Here is a 20922-nt window from a genome sequence, read left to right on the forward strand (position 1 = left end):
TACTTTAATATCAAGTGTTAAAGAATGAATGTGTTGTGTTAAAAACAACTATAAAACGTTAAAAAGACTGAATTATTTAGGCTCAATAATCAAGTAAACCGAAGTGCTATCACCAACATTTAATACTTCATGTTGTGTGATTTTATCTTTACTCCACGTTGTGCCCGTTGGTACGCTAATAGTTTTTGTTCCTGAAGTATCTGTAATTTTAAATGTACCACCGTTTAGAGTATAGCCAAAGTGCGGATTGTGATAATGCTTTTGATGTCCAACACCTGGCGGAAATGTACATTTTAATATGCGTTGTTGTTTAGTGTCTTGCAAAACTTCGCATACTTTTTTACCGTTCCAACCAGCTTCTAAAGGATCTGGAAGTGTTTGTGTTGTTTTACAAGAAAACAATGAAAAAATTAATACTATTGAAATAAGGTATTTCATTAATTTAAAATCTTAACTAATAGTTCTTTTAGTAAATCACCTTGTGGTACCGCATTACTATTTACACCTTTGCTTTTTACATCAAACTCTCTAAGTAGAGCAACCACTTGACTTACTTTTCGCATCGGGAAGTTTCTTGCAGCATCCAAATATTCGTTTACAAAATATGGATTAACACGTAAAGCACTTGCAACACTTCGCGGATTTTTATCATTCATACCATGTAATTGCAATAACTGAGAAAAGAAATTAAATAGTAATGCAACCGTAACTACCATTGGGTTATCCTTTGGGTTATCTGCAAAGTATTGTACAATTTTAAATGCCTTTACGCTGTCTCTTGCGCCTATTGCTTTTCTAAGCTCAAAATTATTGTAATCTTTACTTATACCAATATTTTCTTCAATATGCTCTGGTGTAATTTGTGTGTTTTGTGGTAAAACGATTTGAAGTTTTTCAAGTTCGTTATTAATTTTACCTAAATCTGTACCTAAAAATTCTACTAAAAGCTGAGATGCTTTTGGTGTAATCGTGTAGCCTTTAGGTGATAAGACACGTTTAATCCAATCTGGTACTTGGTTGTCGTATAATTTTTTACTCTCAAAAACAACACCAGATTTTTTTATCGCCTTATACACTGCTTTACGTTTATCTACTGTTTTGTATTTATAACAAAGTACCAAAACGGTTGATGGTTGCGGATTTTTTGCATATTCATCTAACTTATCAAACGTACGTGATAAATCTTGCGCTTCTTTTACAATAACTACTTGGCGTTCTGCCATCATAGGAAAACGCTTAGCATTGCTAACAATATCTTCTACTGCTACATCACGACCGTACAAAATCATTTGATTAAAACCTCGTTCTTCTTCTGTAAGAATGGTTTCTTCAATAAATTCTGAAATTTTATCAATGTAATAAGGCTCTTCACCCATTAACAGATAAATGGGTTTGATATTTCCGTTTTTAATGTCGGTTACCAGTTGTTTGACGTCGTCCACAAGCTTAAAATTGCAAGTTTAAAATTCCAAAAAAATGACATGGAATTTGCTTTTTTATTATTGTACCTTAACTTTGAAATAAATTAAACAGCGTTAATGCTAGACCTCAATTTTCCAAAGTTTTCGTTTCGTTTCAAAAATAGCGAAAATAAAGTATCTATCTTTGATGTGATACGTAAAAAATTTATCGTTTTACAACCTGAAGAATGGGTAAGACAGCATTGCGTTCATTATTTAATTGAAGTCAAAAATTATCCAATATCTTTAATTAACGTTGAAAAGGAGCTGAAAGTAAACGACTTAAAAAAACGTTACGATATTGTTGTTTTTAACACCGATGGAAGCATTAAGCTAATTGTTGAATGTAAAGCGCCTAAAATTAAGATTAGCCAAGATACTTTTGATCAAATTGCGCGTTATAACCTAACGCTAAATGCCGACTATTTAATGGTTACCAATGGTATAAATCATTATTATTGCAAAATGGATTTTGAAGCTGAACATTATCAATTTTTAAGGGATATTCCGGAATATAATAGTTAATAACGTTGTCATGCAGAGCTTGTCGAAGCATCATTAAATGAGATTCTTCACTTCGTTCTGAATGACAAAAACAAATAAACACACCAATAAATCATCAATATTGAAAATAGCAGTAGTCATATTAAATTGGAACGGAAAAGCACTTTTAGAGCAGTTTTTACCTTCTGTTATTGATTATTCAAAAGGCGCAACTATTTATGTTGCAGACAATGCATCTACTGACAACTCTGTTGATTTTGTAAAAACTCAGTTTCCTGAAGTAAAAATTATAGAAAATAAAACCAATGGTGGTTATGCCAAAGGTTATAATGATGCTTTAAAATTTGTAGACGAAGACCTTTTTTGCCTTCTTAACAGCGACATTGAAGTCACACCAAATTGGCTTGACCCAATACTTGACACTTTTAACACTGAAACTGAAACAGCAATCATTCAGCCAAAAATTTTAGATTATAAAGACAAATCTAAATTTGAATATGCTGGCGCTGCTGGTGGTTTTATTGACAAGTATGGTTATCCTTTTTGTAGAGGTCGTATTTTTGACACTATAGAAGTTGACACTAATCAATATCAAAACAAAAACATTTTTTGGGCATCTGGCGCCTGCTTTTTTATAAAAAAAGAAGTTTTTAAACAATTAAATGGTTTTGACGAAAGCTTTTTTGCCCATCAAGAAGAAATTGATCTATGTTGGCGTGCATTTAATTTAAACTACAAAACAAAATATGTTTCAGAAAGCACTGTGTATCATGTTGGCGGTGCAACGTTAAGCGCAGCAAATCCTAAAAAAACGTATCTAAATTTTAGAAATAGTTTATTTACCTTAACCAAAAACGCTAAAGGAAATTTGTTTTTGATAATCTTAGTTAGATTAATTTTGGATGGTATTGCCGGATTAAGATTCTTATTACAACTAAAGTTTAATCATTTCTTAGCCGTTTTAAAAGCTCATTTTTCATTTTATGGCAAATTAAAAACACTTTTAAGGCAACGTAAAAACTTAACCCAACAAGCAGGATATTTCTCTATAAAATCTATAGTTTATCAATATTTCATTAAAAAGAGATCTACTTTTTCAAAACTTTAAATCTTTTAGCAAAAGTTTTGTTAAACCTAATTTTAACATTTTAAATATTTATATTTTTGGTGTGTATAAATTTAATTTTATTCAATCCATAAATTATGAAGAAACTAATATTATTTAGTGCAAGTGCACTACTGTTACTAAGCTCATGTGTATCTAAAAAAGAATACGCTGCATTAGAAGCAAAACATAAAGAAACACAAGACCTATTAAATACTGCAACTGTAAAACTAAACTCTTGTTTAGCAGATAAAGCTGCAGAGTTAGCAAGAGTTAAAGAGTTACAAGATCGTTTAGCCGATATGAAAGCTAATAACGAAGCTTTAATACAAAGCACTAAAGACATGACTGTTTTAACAACAAAAGGTGCAGAAAACTTAGAAAAATCTTTAGAAAGCTTAAAAGAAAAAGATTTAAAAATCTCAAGATTACAAGACGCGTTAACTAAAAAAGACAGTGTTACATTAGCTTTAGTGACAAGTTTGAAGAAAGAAGTTGGTCTTAATGATGAAGACATTGAAATTAATGTAGAAAAAAGCGTAGTATTTATCTCTTTATCAGATAAATTATTATTTAAAAGCGGAAGCTACAACATTACCGATCGTGCAAAAGAAATCTTAGGTAAAGTAGCTACTGTAATTAACGGCAAGCCTAATTTTGAAGCTATGGTAGAAGGACATACAGACAATGTACCATACAGAAAAGGTGTGCTTTTAGATAACTGGGATTTAAGTGTAAAACGTAGTACTTCTATTGTAAGAGCATTACAAGAGTTAGGTGTAAAACCAGAAAAATTAATTGCAGCTGGACGTGGTGATCATTTACCTTTAGTACCTAATGATACTGCTGAAAATAGAGCAACAAACAGAAGAACAAAGATTTATATCTTACCAAAAATTGATCAGTTTTATAACATGATTGAAGAAGAAATGAAAACAATGTCTGAAGAAGAAGGTAACTAAAATCCAGAAAAAACAAATAGAAAGAAGCTCAACGTAAAGTTGGGCTTTTTTTATGGCGTTACCTTTTACTTAAACCTACAAGATTGAAAAATCTTGCAGGATCGCAAAAGGTCAGGCTTTCAAGGCTCGCTATCAAAGATGAGCTCAGACAACCCTTTCAATCCTTAACGCACCAATCTGCCAAATTATAGGCTTATAAAAAGCTAAAGGATTGACAATAATAGCCAATCCCTTAGGACATGGCGCAAGGAAAATTCCCCTTACCATATTGTAAAAATAATTTTTTTGTCATTCAGAGCAAAGCGAAGAATCTATAAAAAATCTTATATCTAAAAGATTCTTCAGTCGTTTCTCACTTCGACTTCGCTCAGTACATAGCCTTCTGAATGACAAAATTCACTCACTCCAAATGGCTAGTTCATTACCCGAAGGATCTAAAAACTGAAAACGTTTACCGCCAGGAAAAGAAAATATATCTACAGAAATTGTTGCTCCTAATTGAATTAGTTTTTCTTTGATTTCTTCTAAATTATTATGATACAACACTACCAAAACACCATTACTAATTGGTTGATCCGTTTTTGTAAATCCGCCATCCAAACCACTAGCTTCAAAAGCAACGTAACTATCGCCATAATCTGTAAACTTCCAACCAAATGAGTTACTGTAAAAGCTTTTTGTAGCTTCTAGATTGGTTGCTTTTAACTCAATGTAGTTAATGTGGTTGTTGGTTGGTTGCATATTAAAAAATCTCTAAACTTCCTTTTCCTTCTCTAACAATTAAAGGTTCGTCTTGTGATAAATCAATAACGGTTGACGCATGATTATCTCCATATCCGCCATCAATAACTAAATCTACAAGATTATCCCATTTTTCATGAATTAATTCTGGATCTGTGGTATATTCTATAATTTCATCTTCATCTCTTATAGACGTAGACACAATTGGATTACCTAAAGCTTTTACTATATCTAAAGCAATGTTATTATTTGGAACACGTATACCAACTTCCTTTTTCTTTTTAAATGCAGCTGGCAACGTTTTAGATCCTGGTAAAATAAAGGTATACGGACCAGGTAAAGCTCGTTTTAGGATTTTGAATGTCTTAGTATCTATTTGCTTAACATAATCGGATAAATTACTTAAATCGTGACAAATAAATGAGAAGTTTGCTTTGTCTAATTTTACACCTTTTATACGCGCAATACGCTCTAAAGCTTTTGTATTTGTGATATCACATCCTAAACCGTAAACTGTATCTGTTGGGTAAATGACTAAACCTCCTTTTTTTAAAACCTCAACCACTTGCTTGATTGCTTTTGGATTTGGGTTTTCTTCGTATATTCTAATAAAATCTGCCATTTGTTTTATTATTAAATTAAAACTTCTCGATACATTTTGTTCGTCCCTCACAAAACACTCAAAGTGACGTTACTCTTCAAACTTTGAACTTCAAACTTTGAACTAAAGTTACCCTATTACATCTAATTTTGCAAAACGTAACAACAGCTTTTTAACACCAGCTACTTCAAATTTAATTTCTGCTTTGGTATCACTTCCTTTTCCTTCTATTTTTAAGACTTCACCTTTACCAAACCGCATATGACTTACAATATTACCTACTGCTAAATTACCGTCAAACAAGTTGGTACTTGGCACATCATTTTTACCTAAAGCATCTACTTTTTTTAGGTTTTTAGGTGTTGATGGTGTAAACTTTTCTGGTGCTTTCTTTTCTTTCTTTTTAAACTTTGGCTGAATTGGTTTTTTAAACCTAACTTTATTAGGCTCTACATCTCCAAAAATATCTGCAGATAACATTGGATTGATACGTCTTTCTTCTGGTGGCGTAATATTTTCTACAAACTGATCGTCAATTTCTTCAATAAATCGGCTTGGTTCTGAGTCGACTAATTTTCCCCAACGGTAACGTGATAAGGCATAGGTTAAATACGCTTGCTTTTCAGCTCTGGTCAAGGCTACGTAAAACAGTCTTCGCTCCTCTTCCAACTCGCTACGCGTATTCATACTCATAGCACTTGGGAATAAATCTTCTTCTAAACCTACCACAAATACGTTGTTAAACTCTAGTCCTTTTGCAAGGTGAATGGTCATTAATGCCACAACATCATCATCTCCATTTTCATTATCTAAATCGGTTGCTAAAGCGACGTCTTCTAAAAACTCAGCTAAATCACCTTTGGCATCTGCAATTTCTTGTTGTCCTTCAACAAAATCTTTAACACCGTTTAGCAATTCTTCAACGTTTTCTAGTCTTGTAACACCTTCTGGAGTCCCATCTTTATTAAACTCACGCATTAAACCACTAGCTTTCACAACATGTTCTGCTAATTCAAAAGCAGTCGCAGTTTGATTCATCACCTGAAAACTTTCAATTAAAGTTACAAAATCACGAAGTTTGTTTTTAGTTCCGTTATTTATGTTGATTTGAACCGTGTCAATTTCTTTTAAAATTTCCCAGATGGTTTTGCTTAAACTGTTAGCTGCAACAACTAAACGGTCTATCGTAGTTTGACCAATACCTCTTCCTGGATAATTGATAATTCGTTTTAAAGCTTCTTCATCTGAAGGGTTTAAAATCAAGCGTAAATAAGACAACACGTCTTTAATTTCTTTACGTTGATAGAAACTTAATCCGCCATAAATTCTGTACGGAATATTTCGTTTACGTAACGCATCTTCCATTGCTCTAGATTGCGCATTGGTACGATATAAAATGGCAAAATCGCTATTGTTAAGTTGCTGGTTCATTTTGGTTTCCCAAATAGTACTTGCTACATAACGACCTTCGTCACCATCGGTTAAAGAACGATGGATTTTTACTTTAGGACCTTCTTCATTAGCAGTCCAAACCACTTTATCTAATTTGGTTTGGTTATGATCAATGACTGAATTTGCTGCACCAACAATATTTTTTGTAGAACGGTAATTTTGCTCTAATCGGTACAGTTTTACATTATCATAATCACGCTGAAAATTAAGAATGTTATTAATATTTGCACCACGAAAGGCATAAATACTCTGCGCATCATCACCTACCACACAAATATTTTGAAAACGATCTGCCAATGCGCGAACAATCAAGTACTGACTGTGGTTTGTATCCTGATACTCGTCCACCAAAATGTATCTAAACTTGTCTTGATATTTTGCTAAAACGGTTGGGAAACGTGTTAAAAGCTCGTTTGTACGCAGTAATAAATCATCAAAGTCCATTGCTCCAGCTTTAAAACAACGATCTACATATTCTTTATAGATATTACCCATTTGTGGTCGCCTAGCCATAGCATCTGCTTCCATCAATTCTAGATTATTAAAGTATGCTTTTACAGTGATTAAACTGTTTTTGTAAGATGAAATTCGACTATAAACTTGTTTGGTTTTATATAGGTCTTTATCTAAATTCATCTCTTTGATAATCGATCCTAAAAGTTTTTGAGAATCTTGTGTATCATAAATAGTAAAATTACTCGGGAAACCTAAATGATGTCCTTCTACTCTTAAAATACGTGCAAAAACCGAGTGAAATGTACCCATCCAAAGGTTTTTAGCTTCGCTTTCTCCAACAATTTGTGCAATACGCTCTTTCATTTCGCGAGCTGCTTTGTTGGTAAAGGTTAATGCCAAAATACTAAAAGAATCTACGCCTTTATGCATTAAATGTGCTATCCTGTAAGTAAGCACACGTGTTTTACCCGAACCTGCACCAGCAATAATAATCATCGGTCCGTCTATCTGCAATGTTGGCTCTAATTGTGCGTCGTTAAGTTGTGAAAGGTACTTTTCCAAGAGTTTTAATTTTAGGCGTAAAAATAACCATACCTCTTGGTTTTACTAAAGGATTTTATCAATAATTATAAACAATTACAGCATTGCTTCTTTAAGTCCTGCTCTAATACTTATCCAAATAAAATTAAATACTGATTTATGCTTAATTCGCTCTACATTCTGCACAGAAGCTTTTCTAAAATTATCAGACTGATCATTACTATCTTTTGATACAAATAGGTTAATCAAACCTGATAAAAACTTGTTTTTTTCTTTACCATTTTCTTTTAAAACCGTAACATCAAAATTTTGATATCTAGTTTTTAAATCAATATTTGAAACATTAGTATTTCCATCTATTGTAAAGTTAGTTTTTAGCAGTTCTCCATCTAATCTTATGTTTAAATTTGGCTCCATAAATTGGTTCATTTGACTTGCTTTTAACAAACTAATATCTGCCTTAAACATAAATTGATCTGTAGGATTATTAATATCAAAACTCCAATTAACATTTAAATTAGAATTATCCATAAATGTAGACGAAATATCAATTGTTGTTGAAACGGAATCTGCAAACGCATTGCCTAAATAAGTAACTTCCGCATTTAGATTTGTAAATTTTAATTGACCTGCAGGCTTATTTTGTTTCATCTTTTCTTCGTAGAAAATTGAAGCGTTTTCAATTAGTACTTTATTTACTTTTAAATCGAAATTTAAATCTCTTAATTGCTTGCTATACATTTGTTTTACTGAAAAATCATCTGCAACCAACTTGTCTCTATAAATGTTGAAATCTGGGTTTTTTATTAAGATGTTTTCGCTATTAAAACTGAAAATACTATCATTTTTAAACCCTACGTGATAATCATTAATAGCAATTTCTTCAATCTTTAAATCAAAGTAATCACGCTCAACTCTCAAATGTTTTGAAAGTTCTTGCTTGTCATACTTGGTTTTGATTTTTAAGTTGGAAAACGTTAAGTTGTTATTATTGATTTCAATGTTATTTACAGTCAAATTTTCAAAATTGTTTAATACATAAAAGGTTTGATTGGTCGACAGTTTAAAGTCTTCAAACTTAAAAGGAATTTTTGCCTTAGCTGTTTCTTCATTAAAAGTAATTTTTGAGGTAGAAAGATTTAATTGCTCTGACTTAAAAAGTACAGCTTCAGTATTAAAATCAAAAATTTCAACATTAGCATTTTCTACAGAAAAAGAATCAATATAAACAGGAAATTTTACCTGATTTTTTATTTGAGTATTAAAATCTTTAGATGACACTTTTTTATTATAAAAGTGAGTTAGTTTTGGAGTTATTAACTTTAAATTTTCAATATCAATTGTATTGTTTTTCCAATAATTCCAATAACTAAAATCTTTAATAGATAGTGTTTTAAATTCTAACTGCGTGTTTATTTTTTCGGTAGTTTTTCCTTTTACAGTCAACAAAGGTGCTTCTATTTTAAAATTGCCACCTAACAAGTCTAAATCTATCGATTTATATTGTAATTGAATGTGTTCTGGTAGATTGGACACATAGTTTTCAACTTTATTAAGAATTATATTTTTAGCAATAAAATAGCCAATAATCAACATGATTAATGACAAAATTATTATCAGAACGGTTTTTTTGGTTTTTAAGGTCATATATTAAAGATAATCTTTAGTAACCGTAACCTTTCAATTTTATAATTATATTAACTTAACAGAAATGTTAACATCGTAATTTTACTATTTTTGAAGAAACAACTCACAAATTCATGGATACATTTTTAAGCTTTCTATCTAACATCTCTTGGTGGATGTGGATTATCGTTGCGCTTGCTTTAGTTGCAATACGCGATATTATTCAACGTAAACATACCATAAGTCACAACTTTCCTATTGTTGGACACATTAGATATATGTTAGAAAGTATTGGCCCAGAATTAAGGCAATATCTTGTTGCTAATAACCGAGAAGAACTACCTTTTAACCGTATTGAACGCGGTTGGGTTTATGCCTCTTCAAAAGGCGAAAACAACTACGAAGGTTTTGGTACCGATAGAGACATTTACGCACATCAGCATATTTTTATTAATAATGCGATGTTACCGTATAAGTTAGAAGACAATCATCCTAACAAAAAAGACAAACACTTTTTACCTTGCGCTAAGGTTATGGGCGAATACAATAAACGTAAAAAACCATACCGACCAGCATCTGTAATTAACGTATCTGCGATGAGTTTTGGATCGCTATCTGCAAAAGCAGTGGAATCTTTAAACAAAGGTGTAAAAATAGCTGGAGCGTATCATAATACAGGTGAAGGTGGTTTATCACCATACCACAAAAACGGTGGAGATGTAATATTTCATTTTGGGACTGGTTATTTTGGTGTTAGAGATGATGATGGCAATTTTTCTATGGAAAAACTTAAAAAATTAGTCCAAGACCATCCGTTTATAAAAGCTATTGAAGTCAAATTATCTCAAGGCGCAAAACCTGGGAAAGGTGGCGTTTTACCAGGAAGTAAAATCACTAAAGAAATAGCAGATATTAGACACGTACCAATGGGTAAAGATGTGCTTTCTCCGCCAAATCACTCGGCTTTTAATACCATTCCTGAGTTAGTTGAGTTTGTAGAAGCAATCGCGCAAGAAACAGGATTACCTGTAGGTATCAAAGCTGCAATTGGTAAACTTGGACAATGGGAAGAGTTAGCAGATTATATGAAAGCTAATAATAAAGGTCCAGATTTTATTACTGTAGATGGTGGCGAAGGTGGTACTGGTGCTGCTCCGCCAAGTTTTGCAGATCATGTGTCTTTACCTTGGGTTTACGGTTTTGGCGACTTGTATAAACTATTTAAAAACAAAGGTCTAACCGAGCGTATTGTGTTTATAGGAAGTGGTAAATTAGGTTTCCCTGCAAAAGCAGCTATGGCGTTTGCTATGGGTGCAGATTGTATAAATGTTGCTCGTGAAGCTATGATGAGCATTGGTTGTATACAAGCGCAAGTATGTCATACCAATCGTTGTCCTGCTGGTGTTGCGACGCAAAACAAATGGTTGCAGCGTGGTATTGATGTACCTTTAAAAAGCGAACGTTTAGCGCAATATTTCAACACCTTTAAAAAAGAATTTATAGAGATTACTCACGCTGCTGGATATGAACATCCTTGTCAATTTAAAATGAATGATGTAGAGCTTAATGTAGACGACCACAATTTAAGCAAAGAACTGAATAGAACATTTCAATATAACAAAGTTGAAGTGCCTTTTAATGGGATGCAGAGCTTAAAAAATTGTCCGCATTTAGGTGGAAAAGCATAAATTTTTCACAATTAAAAAAATATAAAATCAAGTTGCTTGTGCAATAAATCGAAACCTATTAAGTTTGTTGTATAAACTAAAATAACCTATGGAAGATCAAGTGTTAACCCTTTTACTATATTGTGTACCTGCTTTAATTACAGGTATTGTTGCTTATCTGTTTTTTAGAGAGCATTTTAATAATGAATTTGAGCGTCGTAAATACGAAGTTGCTAAAGAGTTAAACAAACAATCATTACCAATACGATTACAAGCTTACGAAAGGTTAACGCTGTTTTTAGAACGTATCTCTCCTAACAAATTATTACTACGTGTAGCTCCTGTTGGAAACAATAAAGAAGACTACGAAACTTTATTAATAAGAAATATCGAGCAAGAGTTTGAGCACAACTTAGCACAACAAATCTACTTTAGTGATAATTGTTGGAGTGTGATTAATGCCTCAAAAAGCGCTACTATTCAATTGATAAGAAAAGTAGCTATGAGTGAAAAAATTGATAGTGCAGACAAACTACGTGAAGCTATTTTAAACGAAATGCTTGATAAACCTGCACCAAGTAACGCTGGTTTACACTATATCAAAAAAGAAGTTGCCGAAATCTGGTAACTACTACTCTTCTTCGTCTTTAAACTTTTCGCTTTGGTCCATTGGTTGACCAATTGCGTGTTTGGCTTCGGCGTAATGATAGCCTTGTTGCCACCACGTTTCCATTAATTGTTTATTGAAGATTAATGAATTTTCGGTAAGTTTTGTTGGTGTAAAATATAGGTTAAGTTTAACATTGCGGTGTTTTGCCGCTAGTTTTCCAATAGCAATATCTCCTTTTTCAACTTGATCAGACAAATGACCAAAAAGATTAATCATCAATGAAAATGGATTTTTACCCAATACTTTATTGTATTCTAAATTTTCACTTTCTAAGATAATCGCATCAACTTCGGTTGCACCTCTTAAAATAGCTTCTCTAATTGGCACAACACAACCCAAACCGCCATCTGCATATTCAAAACCATTTTTAGTCGCTAAAGACATAAAAGGCACCAAATTACAAGATATCCAAATCCAGTCGCAAAACTCTTCGTAGCTGTAATCTTTAATCGACTTGTACTCTGCTCTATTTTTTGACAGATTAGTAACGGTAACTACAACATCTTCTTTAGTAGCTCTAATTTTATCATATTCGTCTTTGGTAAAATTATCTTTAATGTGTTTCCTTAAGTTTTTGCTTTCACCAAAGGTTCGTTTTCGTTTTATAAACTGAAGTACGGTATTAAAATAGTTAATCGACACAAACTCGCGGTCGCCTTTCTTCTTAACTACAAAAGGATTAATATTAAAAATGGAGTGCTGATTAACATGCGTATAAATATCATACAACTTTCCAATATCATGCGCTGCCAAATGCGGAATTAACAAACTTCCCGTAGATGTGCCCAAATACATATCATAATTTCTGCCTTCTTGCTCAATTAAATATTGCGCAACGCCACCAGCAAATGCACCTTTACTACCGCCACCAGAAATGACTAAAGCTTTCAAAATCTATAAATCGGATTTAGTTAGTTTATTAATTTTCTTCCTGCAAATTACTAATAATTGAACGATATCTATCGTCTTCTGACAAGTTTTCTAATAGCGTTTTTGCAAAACTTTTAAATCGCCAATTATGATGTTTTGAAGCTTCGACTAAGTTTTTTAAAGCCTCTTTATTAAACACACCAATACTAGACAAATAACCAAATGCGTTTTGACGCAAACTAAATGGTTGCTCTGGATTGGTATAACTCACTAATTCTTCAAAAAAGTCTTGTTTTTTATCTGTTTTAAATTCTGGTGTTGCCAAAGCCAATGTTAACCACAACGTACGCACATTGTAATCGTTAAACCCAAAAACTGATTGAGTTTGCTCTAAATATTCATTTCGTTTTCGCGGAAAATTTGCCCAAAGATTATACAAAGCAGCTTCAATGGTGACGTACGATTGATCGTTTAACAACGTTTCATAATCCTGCTGAAAGTCTTCTGAAATTTCAGACATATTTAAAGCTAATGCTTGTCTTAAGTGAAGATTTTTAGACGCAAACGCTTCTTTTACCAAATCGTTGTAAGTTGGATACTCTGGTTTAGACAACGTCTCTTTTAATACTGCAACTTGTATTGGGTAAAATCCGTCCGGTAATTGCGTCACCAAACTTGATGGTATATAATTATCATCATCGTCTGTTCTGTATGTTAAATACGGATGTTCTTCAATAATTAATAAAAATGCAGAAGTTTCGTTAGATTGTAAAGCGGTTTTCATCTCATTAATTGGTAACGCTTTGCTTTTTAACCAAACTTGTACAAAATTAGACAAGTTCATTCCTGAAACTTTTTCAACTTCACTTATAAAATCATTAGTTTCTACATTACCGTAAGCATGTTTGTTTAAATAGCGTTTTACTACTGTTTTAAACGCCTTATCACCTACTTTTTCTCTTAGCACATGTAAAACCCAAGCACCTTTTTTATAAAACGTTGTGCTGCTAGATTTTGGATCTAGTAACGCTGTACTTTGTCCAGCTTGTTCTTGTGCTTCTAATTCTTTAAAATATTGGTATAATTGCCAATAGTAATAATCGTCACCAAAAATATCGCGTTCTGCTAATAGCGCGTAATACGTAGCAAATCCTTCTTGTAGCCAATGGTGTATTCCTGAAGTTTCGGTAACTAAATCGCCAAACCATTGATGGGCTAACTCGTGCGCATTAACATTGACGTAGTTTTTATCTACAAAACCAACCTCATCAATCATAAAATCGTCTGAAAAAATGGTACAACTTGTATTTTCCATACCCGAATACAAAAAGTCTTTTACAGGAACTTGCTTATAGTTTTGCCAAGGATATGGCATGCCAATTTCTTCCTCTAAAAAATCAAACATCTGTGTCGTGTAACGGTACGTTGGCTCTACTTTCGCAGAATCTTCTGGATAATAATATAATTGGATAGGAATACCACTTTTTGAAGTGATTTCTTTTTTATCATATTCACCAATTGCTAAAGCTACAAGGTAACTTGACATTGGTTGTAGCATATCGTAATGCCAAGTTTTAAAACCATTATCGTCTTCAACATTTAATAATTTACCGTTTGAAATAACATAATAATCTTCGTCAGCTATTATACTTAAATCAAATTCAATTTTATCATTCATATCATCTATACTTGGCAACCAATTGCTAGTGTATTTACCTTGACCTTGTGTCCAAACTTGTGTATATTCTTCTTTTTCGACAAAATACATAGCTTTTTTAGAAGTCATTCCATAATCTAAATGCAGCTTGTATTTTTTGTTCTTTTTAAAATTATGTATTATAAAAATTTTATTATCAGAATTGAAAATTTTTGCTCTGTAGTCAGGCTCTTTAGATTCTTCGCTATACAGATGCCAATCTCTAACTCTTGTATTAATCGCATCTAAAAATATTGTATCTGTCTTTTTTTTAATTTGAAAATCAATAAAGATTCGTCCTGTAACAACATTTTCATAACCTCTATGCATAATGTTTGCATTGATTCTTTTAAAATCCACAACATCGGTTTGCTGTGCAGTTACAAGACAACTAAAAAATGTAAAAAGAAGTAATAGGTAATATCGCATAGTTAGTTTTTATCAAGGACTAGACCAAAATACAATTTTTTGTCATTTCGACGAAAGGAGAAATCACATCATATTAGTTTTAACATCTCTTAACTGTACTCTTAGCTACTTATGTGATGTCTCACATACATTCGACATGACAGCGATAAATCTCTTTCACTTTAACTCAAAAAAATGTAATTTCGTTGCTTATGAGTACCAACTTACAAACTCCTATAGATTATTTAAAAGGCGTAGGACCAAATCGTGCCGATTTACTACGTAAAGAGTTAGGTATTCATACATATCAAGATTTAATCAATCTGTTTCCTAATCGCTATTTAGACCGCACACAGTATTATAAAATTAACCAATTACAACCCAATGCTAGCGAAGTTCAAATTGTTGGTAAAATTATCAAGTTTGAAGAAGTTGCTCAAAAAAGAGGCAAAAGATTAGTCGCTACGTTTAAAGATGACACTGGCTCTATGGAACTGGTTTGGTTTAGAGGTCAAAAATGGATTAGAGAAAGTTTAAAACTAAATACACCTTACGTCATTTTTGGTAAAACAAATTTGTTTGCAAACAAGTTTAGCATGCCTCATCCGGACATCGAATTAATATCCGAACATCAAGCAAATTTGCGTAGTAATATGCAAGCCATTTATCCCTCTACAGAGAAACTTTCTAACAAAGGAATTAGCAATCGTGTGATGACAAAAATCATGCAAAATTTGTTCTTAGAAACGAAGGGAAAATTTGCCGAAACTTTGTCTAAAAATTTGCTTAAAGAAAACCAATTAATTTCCAAATCTGAAGCTTTATTCAATATCCATTTTCCGCAAAATCAAGAAGCACTTTCTAAAGCAAAATTTAGGTTAAAATTTGAAGAATTATTTTACATTCAATTACAATTAATTTTAAAAAATTTAATCAATAAAAAGAAGATAAAAGGATTGCCTTTTGATAAAGTTGGAGACCACTTTAACAACTTTTACAAAAACCATTTACCGTTCGAATTAACCAATGCACAAAAACGTGTTTTGAAAGAAATTCGTTCAGATTTAGGTAGTCATGCGCAAATGAATCGCTTATTACAAGGCGATGTTGGTTCTGGAAAGACTATAGTCGCACTAATGTCAGTATTAATGGCGCTTGACAACGGTTACCAAGCCTGCTTAATGGCGCCAACTGAAATTTTGTCAGTTCAGCACTATAATGGATTAGTTGAGTTATGTAAAGATTTGAAAATCAGAATTAAAATACTTACAGGTTCAAGTAAAACTTCAGAACGAAAAGAAATTCATAATTTGCTAGAAAATGGCGAATTAGACCTCTTAATTGGCACACATGCATTGCTTGAAGACAAGGTGAAATTTAAAAATTTAGGACTCGCCATTATTGACGAACAACATCGATTTGGAGTTAAGCAACGTTCTAAATTATGGAAAAAAGGTCCGTCCATAATTTTAGAAAATGGCGAACAATCTGCTCCTATTCCACCGCATATTTTGGTGATGACAGCAACACCAATTCCGCGTACTTTAGCCATGTCAATTTATGGTGATTTAGACATCTCGATTATCGACGAATTACCACCTGGAAGACAAGCCATAAAAACGGTACATCGATACGATAATAATCGACTTAAAGTGTTCCGATTTATACGTGATGAAATAGCTAAAGGAAGACAAGTTTATATCGTCTATCCGTTGATACAAGAAAGTGCTCAAATGGACTATAAAGATTTGATGGATGGATACGAAAGTATCGCCCGAGAATTCCCTACACCTAAGTATCAAATTTCAATTGTCCATGGACAGATGAAACCTGCCGATAAGGATTTTGAAATGCAACGTTTTGCTAAAGGCGAAACTCAAATCATGGTCGCTACGACGGTTATAGAAGTTGGTGTAAATGTACCAAACGCTTCTGTAATGATTATTGAAAGTGCCGAGCGTTTTGGTTTATCGCAATTACACCAATTACGTGGTCGTGTTGGTCGTGGCGCAGCACAAAGCTATTGTATACTAATGACTAGCCACAAACTGTCAGAAAACAGTAAAACACGTATCCAAACCATGTGTCAAACCAACGATGGTTTTGAAATTGCCGAAGTCGACTTAAAACTTCGTGGTCCAGGAGATATTATGGGTACACAACAAAGCGGTGTACTTAACTTACGTATTGCAGATGTGGTAAAAGACAGTAACATTTTACAACACGCACGTTATTGGGCTAAACAAGTTTTAACCAAAGATCCAAGCTTATCGCATCCAGAAAACGCGGTTATTTTAAACACCTATCGTCAAATGGCTAAGTTTAAAAACATCTGGAATTACATTTCATAACACTACATTTTAAGACAGTTTTAAAATAGTTTACTGCTATAACCCTTATTTTTATAGTAAAAACTATGAAAACTTTAATCCCACTATTAATCTTTCTATTTATGACACCACTAACAATCATTGACTTTAACAACAATAGTAACATTAGTAACTGGCAAGTTGTAGATGATGTTGTTATGGGAGGAAAATCCAACGGAAACTTTCAATTAAACAAAGACGGTTATGCGGTATTTAGCGGCGATGTTTCTTTAGAAAATAATGGTGGTTTTAGCTCTGTTCAATATACTTTTGATGCTTTAAATATTACCAACTATAAAACGGTTTGTATCAAGCTTAAAGGCGATGGTAACAACTATCAATTTAGATTAAAAAGAGACCAAAACGACTATTATTCTTACAAAAAAGAGTTTAAAACCAACGGAGATTGGCAAACTATTAAATTACAATTAGCTAGTTTACAACCTACTTATAGAGGTAGATCTTTAGATATACCTAATTTTAACAGCAACAGCATTGAACAGCTTACTTTTTTAATTGCTAATAAAAAACCGCAGTCTTTTAAACTTGTGTTAGATAAAATTTGGCTAGAGTAAACACAGCACCAAAACACACAAAACCAGTAATTTATAGCGATTTTCTGGTGGTACATCCAACAGATTTTCATTTTTAAGATTGAAATAGTAATTTACACAAGCTATAATCAATTAAAACCATTACAATGAAAACCGCATTATTTACCTTAAGCCTTTTGTTTTTAATGTCTTGCAACAACAAAAAACAAGACACCACACAACCATTACAGAAGTTAAAGACACTATTAACATAGCAGCCGAACTACAATCTATAGAAAAGACTAGAGCTGCATTTCAGTTGGCAATTAAAGAAAATAGATTTAGAGATTTAAAGCAATACGGCACTAAAGACATAAAGTCGCTAACACCAATTTGTGATGCTTGGGAACCATTTAAAACCATAAGAGACAACCCAACAGGACAGTTTCATTATGATAGTTTAGTGATGCGCCCAAAAGAAACCATTATTGTTAGCGATAGTGTGGCTTACGACTTTGGTACCAGCTCTACTTATTACACCAATGCAGAAGGCGAAGCTATAGAGCTAAACGCTACCTTTTTAGCCATACTTAAAAAGGATAAAACTGATGGAACTTGGAAACTACACCGAGAAGTTGCTAATACCGTAAAATTAGATTAAAACAAGTAGTTTTTTTGAATTGTTTTTGTGATGTCTCTCTGTGTTCGACATGACTTGAGTAGTCATTTCGACGATAGGAGAAATCGCATCTGGGTTTTTAGTACTGGATTTGCTTACTCGGCTATGTGCTACTTGTGTGATGTCTCACCTGCGTTCGACATGACTAAGATTACATAATTTGATTATTTAACGTTTCCCAATTTGGATTAAAGTTAGAAATTAAATTATTCTTTTTTTCTCTTCTCCATTTTTTGATTTCTTTCTCTCTTAAAATAGCATCATAAGGTTTTTCAAAACCTTCGTAATAAACTAAGTAAATACAATTATACTTACCTGCAAAAGACAGTTTTTGGTTTTGGTTGTCAAAATAATGTTGTGCTAATCGCTTTTGAATATTATTAGTAACACCAACATAAAGTGTTGTTCTGTATTGATTGGTTAGTATGTAAACAAAATGATTAAAAAACATAGTTAAATGTATGATTTATTTTTGAATTGTTTATGCGATGTCTCTTTGTGTTTGACAGGACTTGACGTAGTCATTTCGACGGTAGGAGAAATCGCATCTTGATTTGTCATTTAGATTTGCTTACTCTGCGCTGAGCTGCTTGTGTGATGTCTCACGTGTGTTCGACAGGACTTGGTTTTGTCTTTTCGACGGTAGGAGAAATCGCATCTTGATTTGTCATTTTAGATTTGCCTACTCTGCGCTGTGTTGCTTGTGTGATGTCTCACCTGTGTTCGACATGACTTGCGTAGTCATTTCGACGGTAGGAGAAATCGCATCTTGGTTGTAGTGTGATTTGCTTACTCTGCACTAAGCTACTTTTGTGATGTCTCACGTGTGTTCGACATGACTAAGGGATACTTTTACCCTTTTTAAATCCTAACTGTATTAATATGGATTTATTGGTTTTATGTCGAATGAATTTTCGTGTTTTAAATTGAAAGTATAACTTCATTACAGAAAGATAAAATGAATTATAATCTTGATTTGTTAAAACATTAAAATAACTCAAATGAGTAAAATAAATTTATCTAAATTTTCAGATTCTTTAAAAGAAAATACAACTTTAGTGTTTTTTATGCAAAGACTAAGCGAACTATTATTTGACTACACTTTAGACACCTATAAACCAAGAGCATTAAATACAATTTTATTGTGCGAGGAATTACTTAATGTAATAGAAGAAGTCGAAAAGCAAATTATTGACAGAAAGAATATTGAACACATTTTTAATGAATTAAAATGGTCTTTCAAATGTGATCCAATCGCTAAAGAAATAATAGGTGACAGAAGACACGATTATCTTGAATCAGTTGATATAAAAGACATACCAAAATTAAAGATAACTATAAGCCTTTTAAAGAATAAACTAGGAGATTTCAATTATTTAGATAAATCAAAAGAAACCATTATTAATCTAATTCAATCTAAATCTCCAGAAAAAAGGAAAATTGAAAAAATCACAAGTTCTTTAATAACTGGATTAGCTGATTTGGGGTACAACAAGTATTATATTCATAAAAAATTTAATGAGTCTTTTATAAATTTTGATGGAGTCAGAAATAATTTAGAGTTTATTTCTGAATTTTTCAATAATTTCAATTACCAAAATTATAATTTTACTGTCGTATTCAAAGCACATATATTTTTTGAGAAATTTGCTGACTCATGCCAATCTTTTATGTTAAATATAACCCAAGATTTATCATCTTTCTTTAATATAGAAAACACTAAGGAATACTGTAAAGACTTTATTGATAAAAAGAGAAGCAACCAAGTCTATATTGTTGCTGAAAATATAATTGAACTTGATGAAGTTTCTGCTAGATTAGAAGTATTGGAAAGAATTGAAAAAATCTCTAATATTTTCGTTTTTTTTCACCATAAAAATAATCCAACGTGGAACAGTACCGGACTAGTTATTAAATTAGACAATAATGATAACATTCAAGATTCTACAATTATATCGTCTTCAACACCAGTTCTTCACAAAACACTTGACTTAACTCCATCTAAAGCTAGTGTTGAGTTAAAAAAGGTTCTTAAAAACTTTGGTTTAGAATCTAGTTCTTTCAGAAGATTCGACACCGCAATTGACTTACATGCTTCTGCAGTAAAAAACACGGAAGTTCAAAATCAACTTTTAAATTTATGGATTGCATTAGAGACATTAATTACACCTAATAAATCTAAAAGTAAAATTCAGAATTATTCTGACATAATAACAAATTTTTTAGTTTATGACTACGCAGAAAGAATATTTAGATATGTTTCCAAAGCAATAATCAGAGAATCTCATGGTTTAAAAACAATTTTAACTGAAAATATCACTGGAGATTTAGATTTATATAAAAAGGTAGCAATATTAATTATTAGTCCTGAGTATTCAGATTTAAGAGAAGAGGTTTATGAAAGGCTTGAAAATAATGCGCTACTTATTTATCGTATAAAAAGATTAAACAAAGAATTTGCAAAAGGGAAAGATATAAAGAAGTTTATTGATACTCATATTTTTAAAACAAAACTTCAGTTATTTAGAATTTACAGAACATGAAATCTAATTGTACATTCTGGTCGAGTACCTAACTTCACAG

General features: G+C 32.2%; 18 protein-coding genes. 9 read left to right on the forward strand and 9 right to left on the reverse strand.

The window, feature by feature from the left end; all coding sequences use genetic code 11:
• Nucleotides 1–72: 72 nt before the first annotated feature.
• A complete protein-coding gene (locus WA327_RS13315; RefSeq protein WP_336070512.1) occupies nt 73–438 on the reverse strand; it encodes a cupin domain-containing protein in 366 nt (121 codons plus the stop codon).
• Nucleotides 438–1442, reverse strand: coding sequence for a DNA polymerase III subunit delta (holA, locus tag WA327_RS13320; RefSeq protein WP_336070514.1), 1005 nt, complete (start codon nt 1440–1442; stop codon nt 438–440). The genes WA327_RS13315 and holA overlap by 1 nt, the downstream gene beginning before the upstream one ends.
• A gap of 96 nt (nt 1443–1538) precedes the next feature.
• Between holA and WA327_RS13325 the strand changes: the two genes are divergently transcribed.
• From WA327_RS13325 to WA327_RS13335, 3 genes are all read left to right on the forward strand, one after another.
• Nucleotides 1539–1985: a type I restriction enzyme HsdR N-terminal domain-containing protein gene (locus tag WA327_RS13325; RefSeq protein ID WP_336070516.1), complete on the forward strand. Its 447-nt coding sequence runs from the start codon at nt 1539–1541 to the stop codon at nt 1983–1985.
• Nucleotides 1986–2082: 97 nt separating this feature from the next.
• Nucleotides 2083–3072, forward strand: coding sequence for a glycosyltransferase family 2 protein (locus tag WA327_RS13330; protein ID WP_336070621.1), 990 nt, complete (start codon nt 2083–2085; stop codon nt 3070–3072).
• 95 nt (nt 3073–3167) lie between these two features.
• Nucleotides 3168–4031: an OmpA family protein gene (locus WA327_RS13335; protein ID WP_336070517.1), complete on the forward strand. Its 864-nt coding sequence runs from the start codon at nt 3168–3170 to the stop codon at nt 4029–4031.
• A gap of 396 nt (nt 4032–4427) precedes the next feature.
• On the opposite strand, the gene WA327_RS13340 is transcribed toward WA327_RS13335, so the two are convergent.
• From WA327_RS13340 to WA327_RS13355, 4 genes are all read right to left on the reverse strand, one after another.
• Nucleotides 4428–4772, reverse strand: coding sequence for a VOC family protein (locus WA327_RS13340; RefSeq protein ID WP_336070519.1), 345 nt, complete (start codon nt 4770–4772; stop codon nt 4428–4430).
• A 1-nt stretch (nt 4773) separates the two neighbouring features.
• Nucleotides 4774–5394 (reverse strand): L-threonylcarbamoyladenylate synthase, encoded by a 621-nt coding sequence (locus WA327_RS13345; RefSeq protein WP_336070521.1) that lies wholly within the window; start codon nt 5392–5394, stop codon nt 4774–4776.
• Between the two features lie 108 nt (nt 5395–5502).
• The gene (locus WA327_RS13350) at nt 5503–7842 is read right to left on the reverse strand and encodes a UvrD-helicase domain-containing protein (RefSeq protein ID WP_336070523.1); all 2340 of its coding nucleotides are present in this window, start codon (nt 7840–7842) and stop codon (nt 5503–5505) included.
• Nucleotides 7843–7917: 75 nt separating this feature from the next.
• Nucleotides 7918–9429, reverse strand: a complete 1512-nt coding sequence (locus WA327_RS13355; protein ID WP_336070525.1) for a hypothetical protein — start codon at nt 9427–9429, stop codon at nt 7918–7920.
• Between the two features lie 152 nt (nt 9430–9581).
• On the opposite strand from WA327_RS13355, the gene WA327_RS13360 reads away from it, so the two are divergent.
• Nucleotides 9582–11135 carry an FMN-binding glutamate synthase family protein gene (locus WA327_RS13360; protein ID WP_304145398.1) on the forward strand — a complete coding sequence of 518 codons (1554 nt, stop codon included), beginning with the start codon at nt 9582–9584 and terminating at the stop codon, nt 11133–11135.
• A gap of 88 nt (nt 11136–11223) precedes the next feature.
• Entirely contained in the window at nt 11224–11742 is a 519-nt protein-coding gene (locus WA327_RS13365; protein ID WP_304145400.1) for a hypothetical protein, read from the forward strand.
• A gap of 3 nt (nt 11743–11745) precedes the next feature.
• Here the strand turns inward: WA327_RS13365 and WA327_RS13370 are convergent, their stop codons facing one another.
• Nucleotides 11746–12675 (reverse strand): patatin family protein, encoded by a 930-nt coding sequence (locus WA327_RS13370; RefSeq protein ID WP_304145402.1) that lies wholly within the window; start codon nt 12673–12675, stop codon nt 11746–11748.
• A gap of 28 nt (nt 12676–12703) precedes the next feature.
• A complete protein-coding gene (locus WA327_RS13375; RefSeq protein WP_336070530.1) occupies nt 12704–14779 on the reverse strand; it encodes a M1 family metallopeptidase in 2076 nt (691 codons plus the stop codon).
• 191 nt (nt 14780–14970) lie between these two features.
• On the opposite strand from WA327_RS13375, the gene recG reads away from it, so the two are divergent.
• The 3 genes from recG to WA327_RS13390 all read left to right on the forward strand — a co-directional run bounded on the left by recG (nt 14971) and on the right by WA327_RS13390 (nt 18321).
• On the forward strand, nt 14971–17109 hold the full coding sequence (gene recG, locus WA327_RS13380) for an ATP-dependent DNA helicase RecG (RefSeq protein WP_336070531.1): 2139 nt from the start codon (nt 14971–14973) through the stop codon (nt 17107–17109).
• A gap of 65 nt (nt 17110–17174) precedes the next feature.
• Nucleotides 17175–17702, forward strand: coding sequence for a CIA30 family protein (locus WA327_RS13385; protein ID WP_336070532.1), 528 nt, complete (start codon nt 17175–17177; stop codon nt 17700–17702).
• Nucleotides 17703–17871: 169 nt separating this feature from the next.
• A complete protein-coding gene (locus tag WA327_RS13390) occupies nt 17872–18321 on the forward strand; it encodes a hypothetical protein (protein WP_336070534.1) in 450 nt (149 codons plus the stop codon).
• Nucleotides 18322–18490: 169 nt separating this feature from the next.
• On the opposite strand, the gene WA327_RS13395 is transcribed toward WA327_RS13390, so the two are convergent.
• Nucleotides 18491–18790, reverse strand: a complete 300-nt coding sequence (locus tag WA327_RS13395; protein WP_336070536.1) for a GIY-YIG nuclease family protein — start codon at nt 18788–18790, stop codon at nt 18491–18493.
• Nucleotides 18791–19340: 550 nt separating this feature from the next.
• On the opposite strand from WA327_RS13395, the gene WA327_RS13400 reads away from it, so the two are divergent.
• Nucleotides 19341–20882 carry a hypothetical protein gene (locus tag WA327_RS13400; protein WP_336070538.1) on the forward strand — a complete coding sequence of 514 codons (1542 nt, stop codon included), beginning with the start codon at nt 19341–19343 and terminating at the stop codon, nt 20880–20882.
• Nucleotides 20883–20922: the final 40 nt, after the last annotated feature.

Origin of the sequence: Mesoflavibacter sp. CH_XMU1404-2 (assembly GCF_037029465.1) — a bacterium.
Lineage (GTDB): Bacteria > Bacteroidota > Bacteroidia > Flavobacteriales > Flavobacteriaceae > Mesoflavibacter.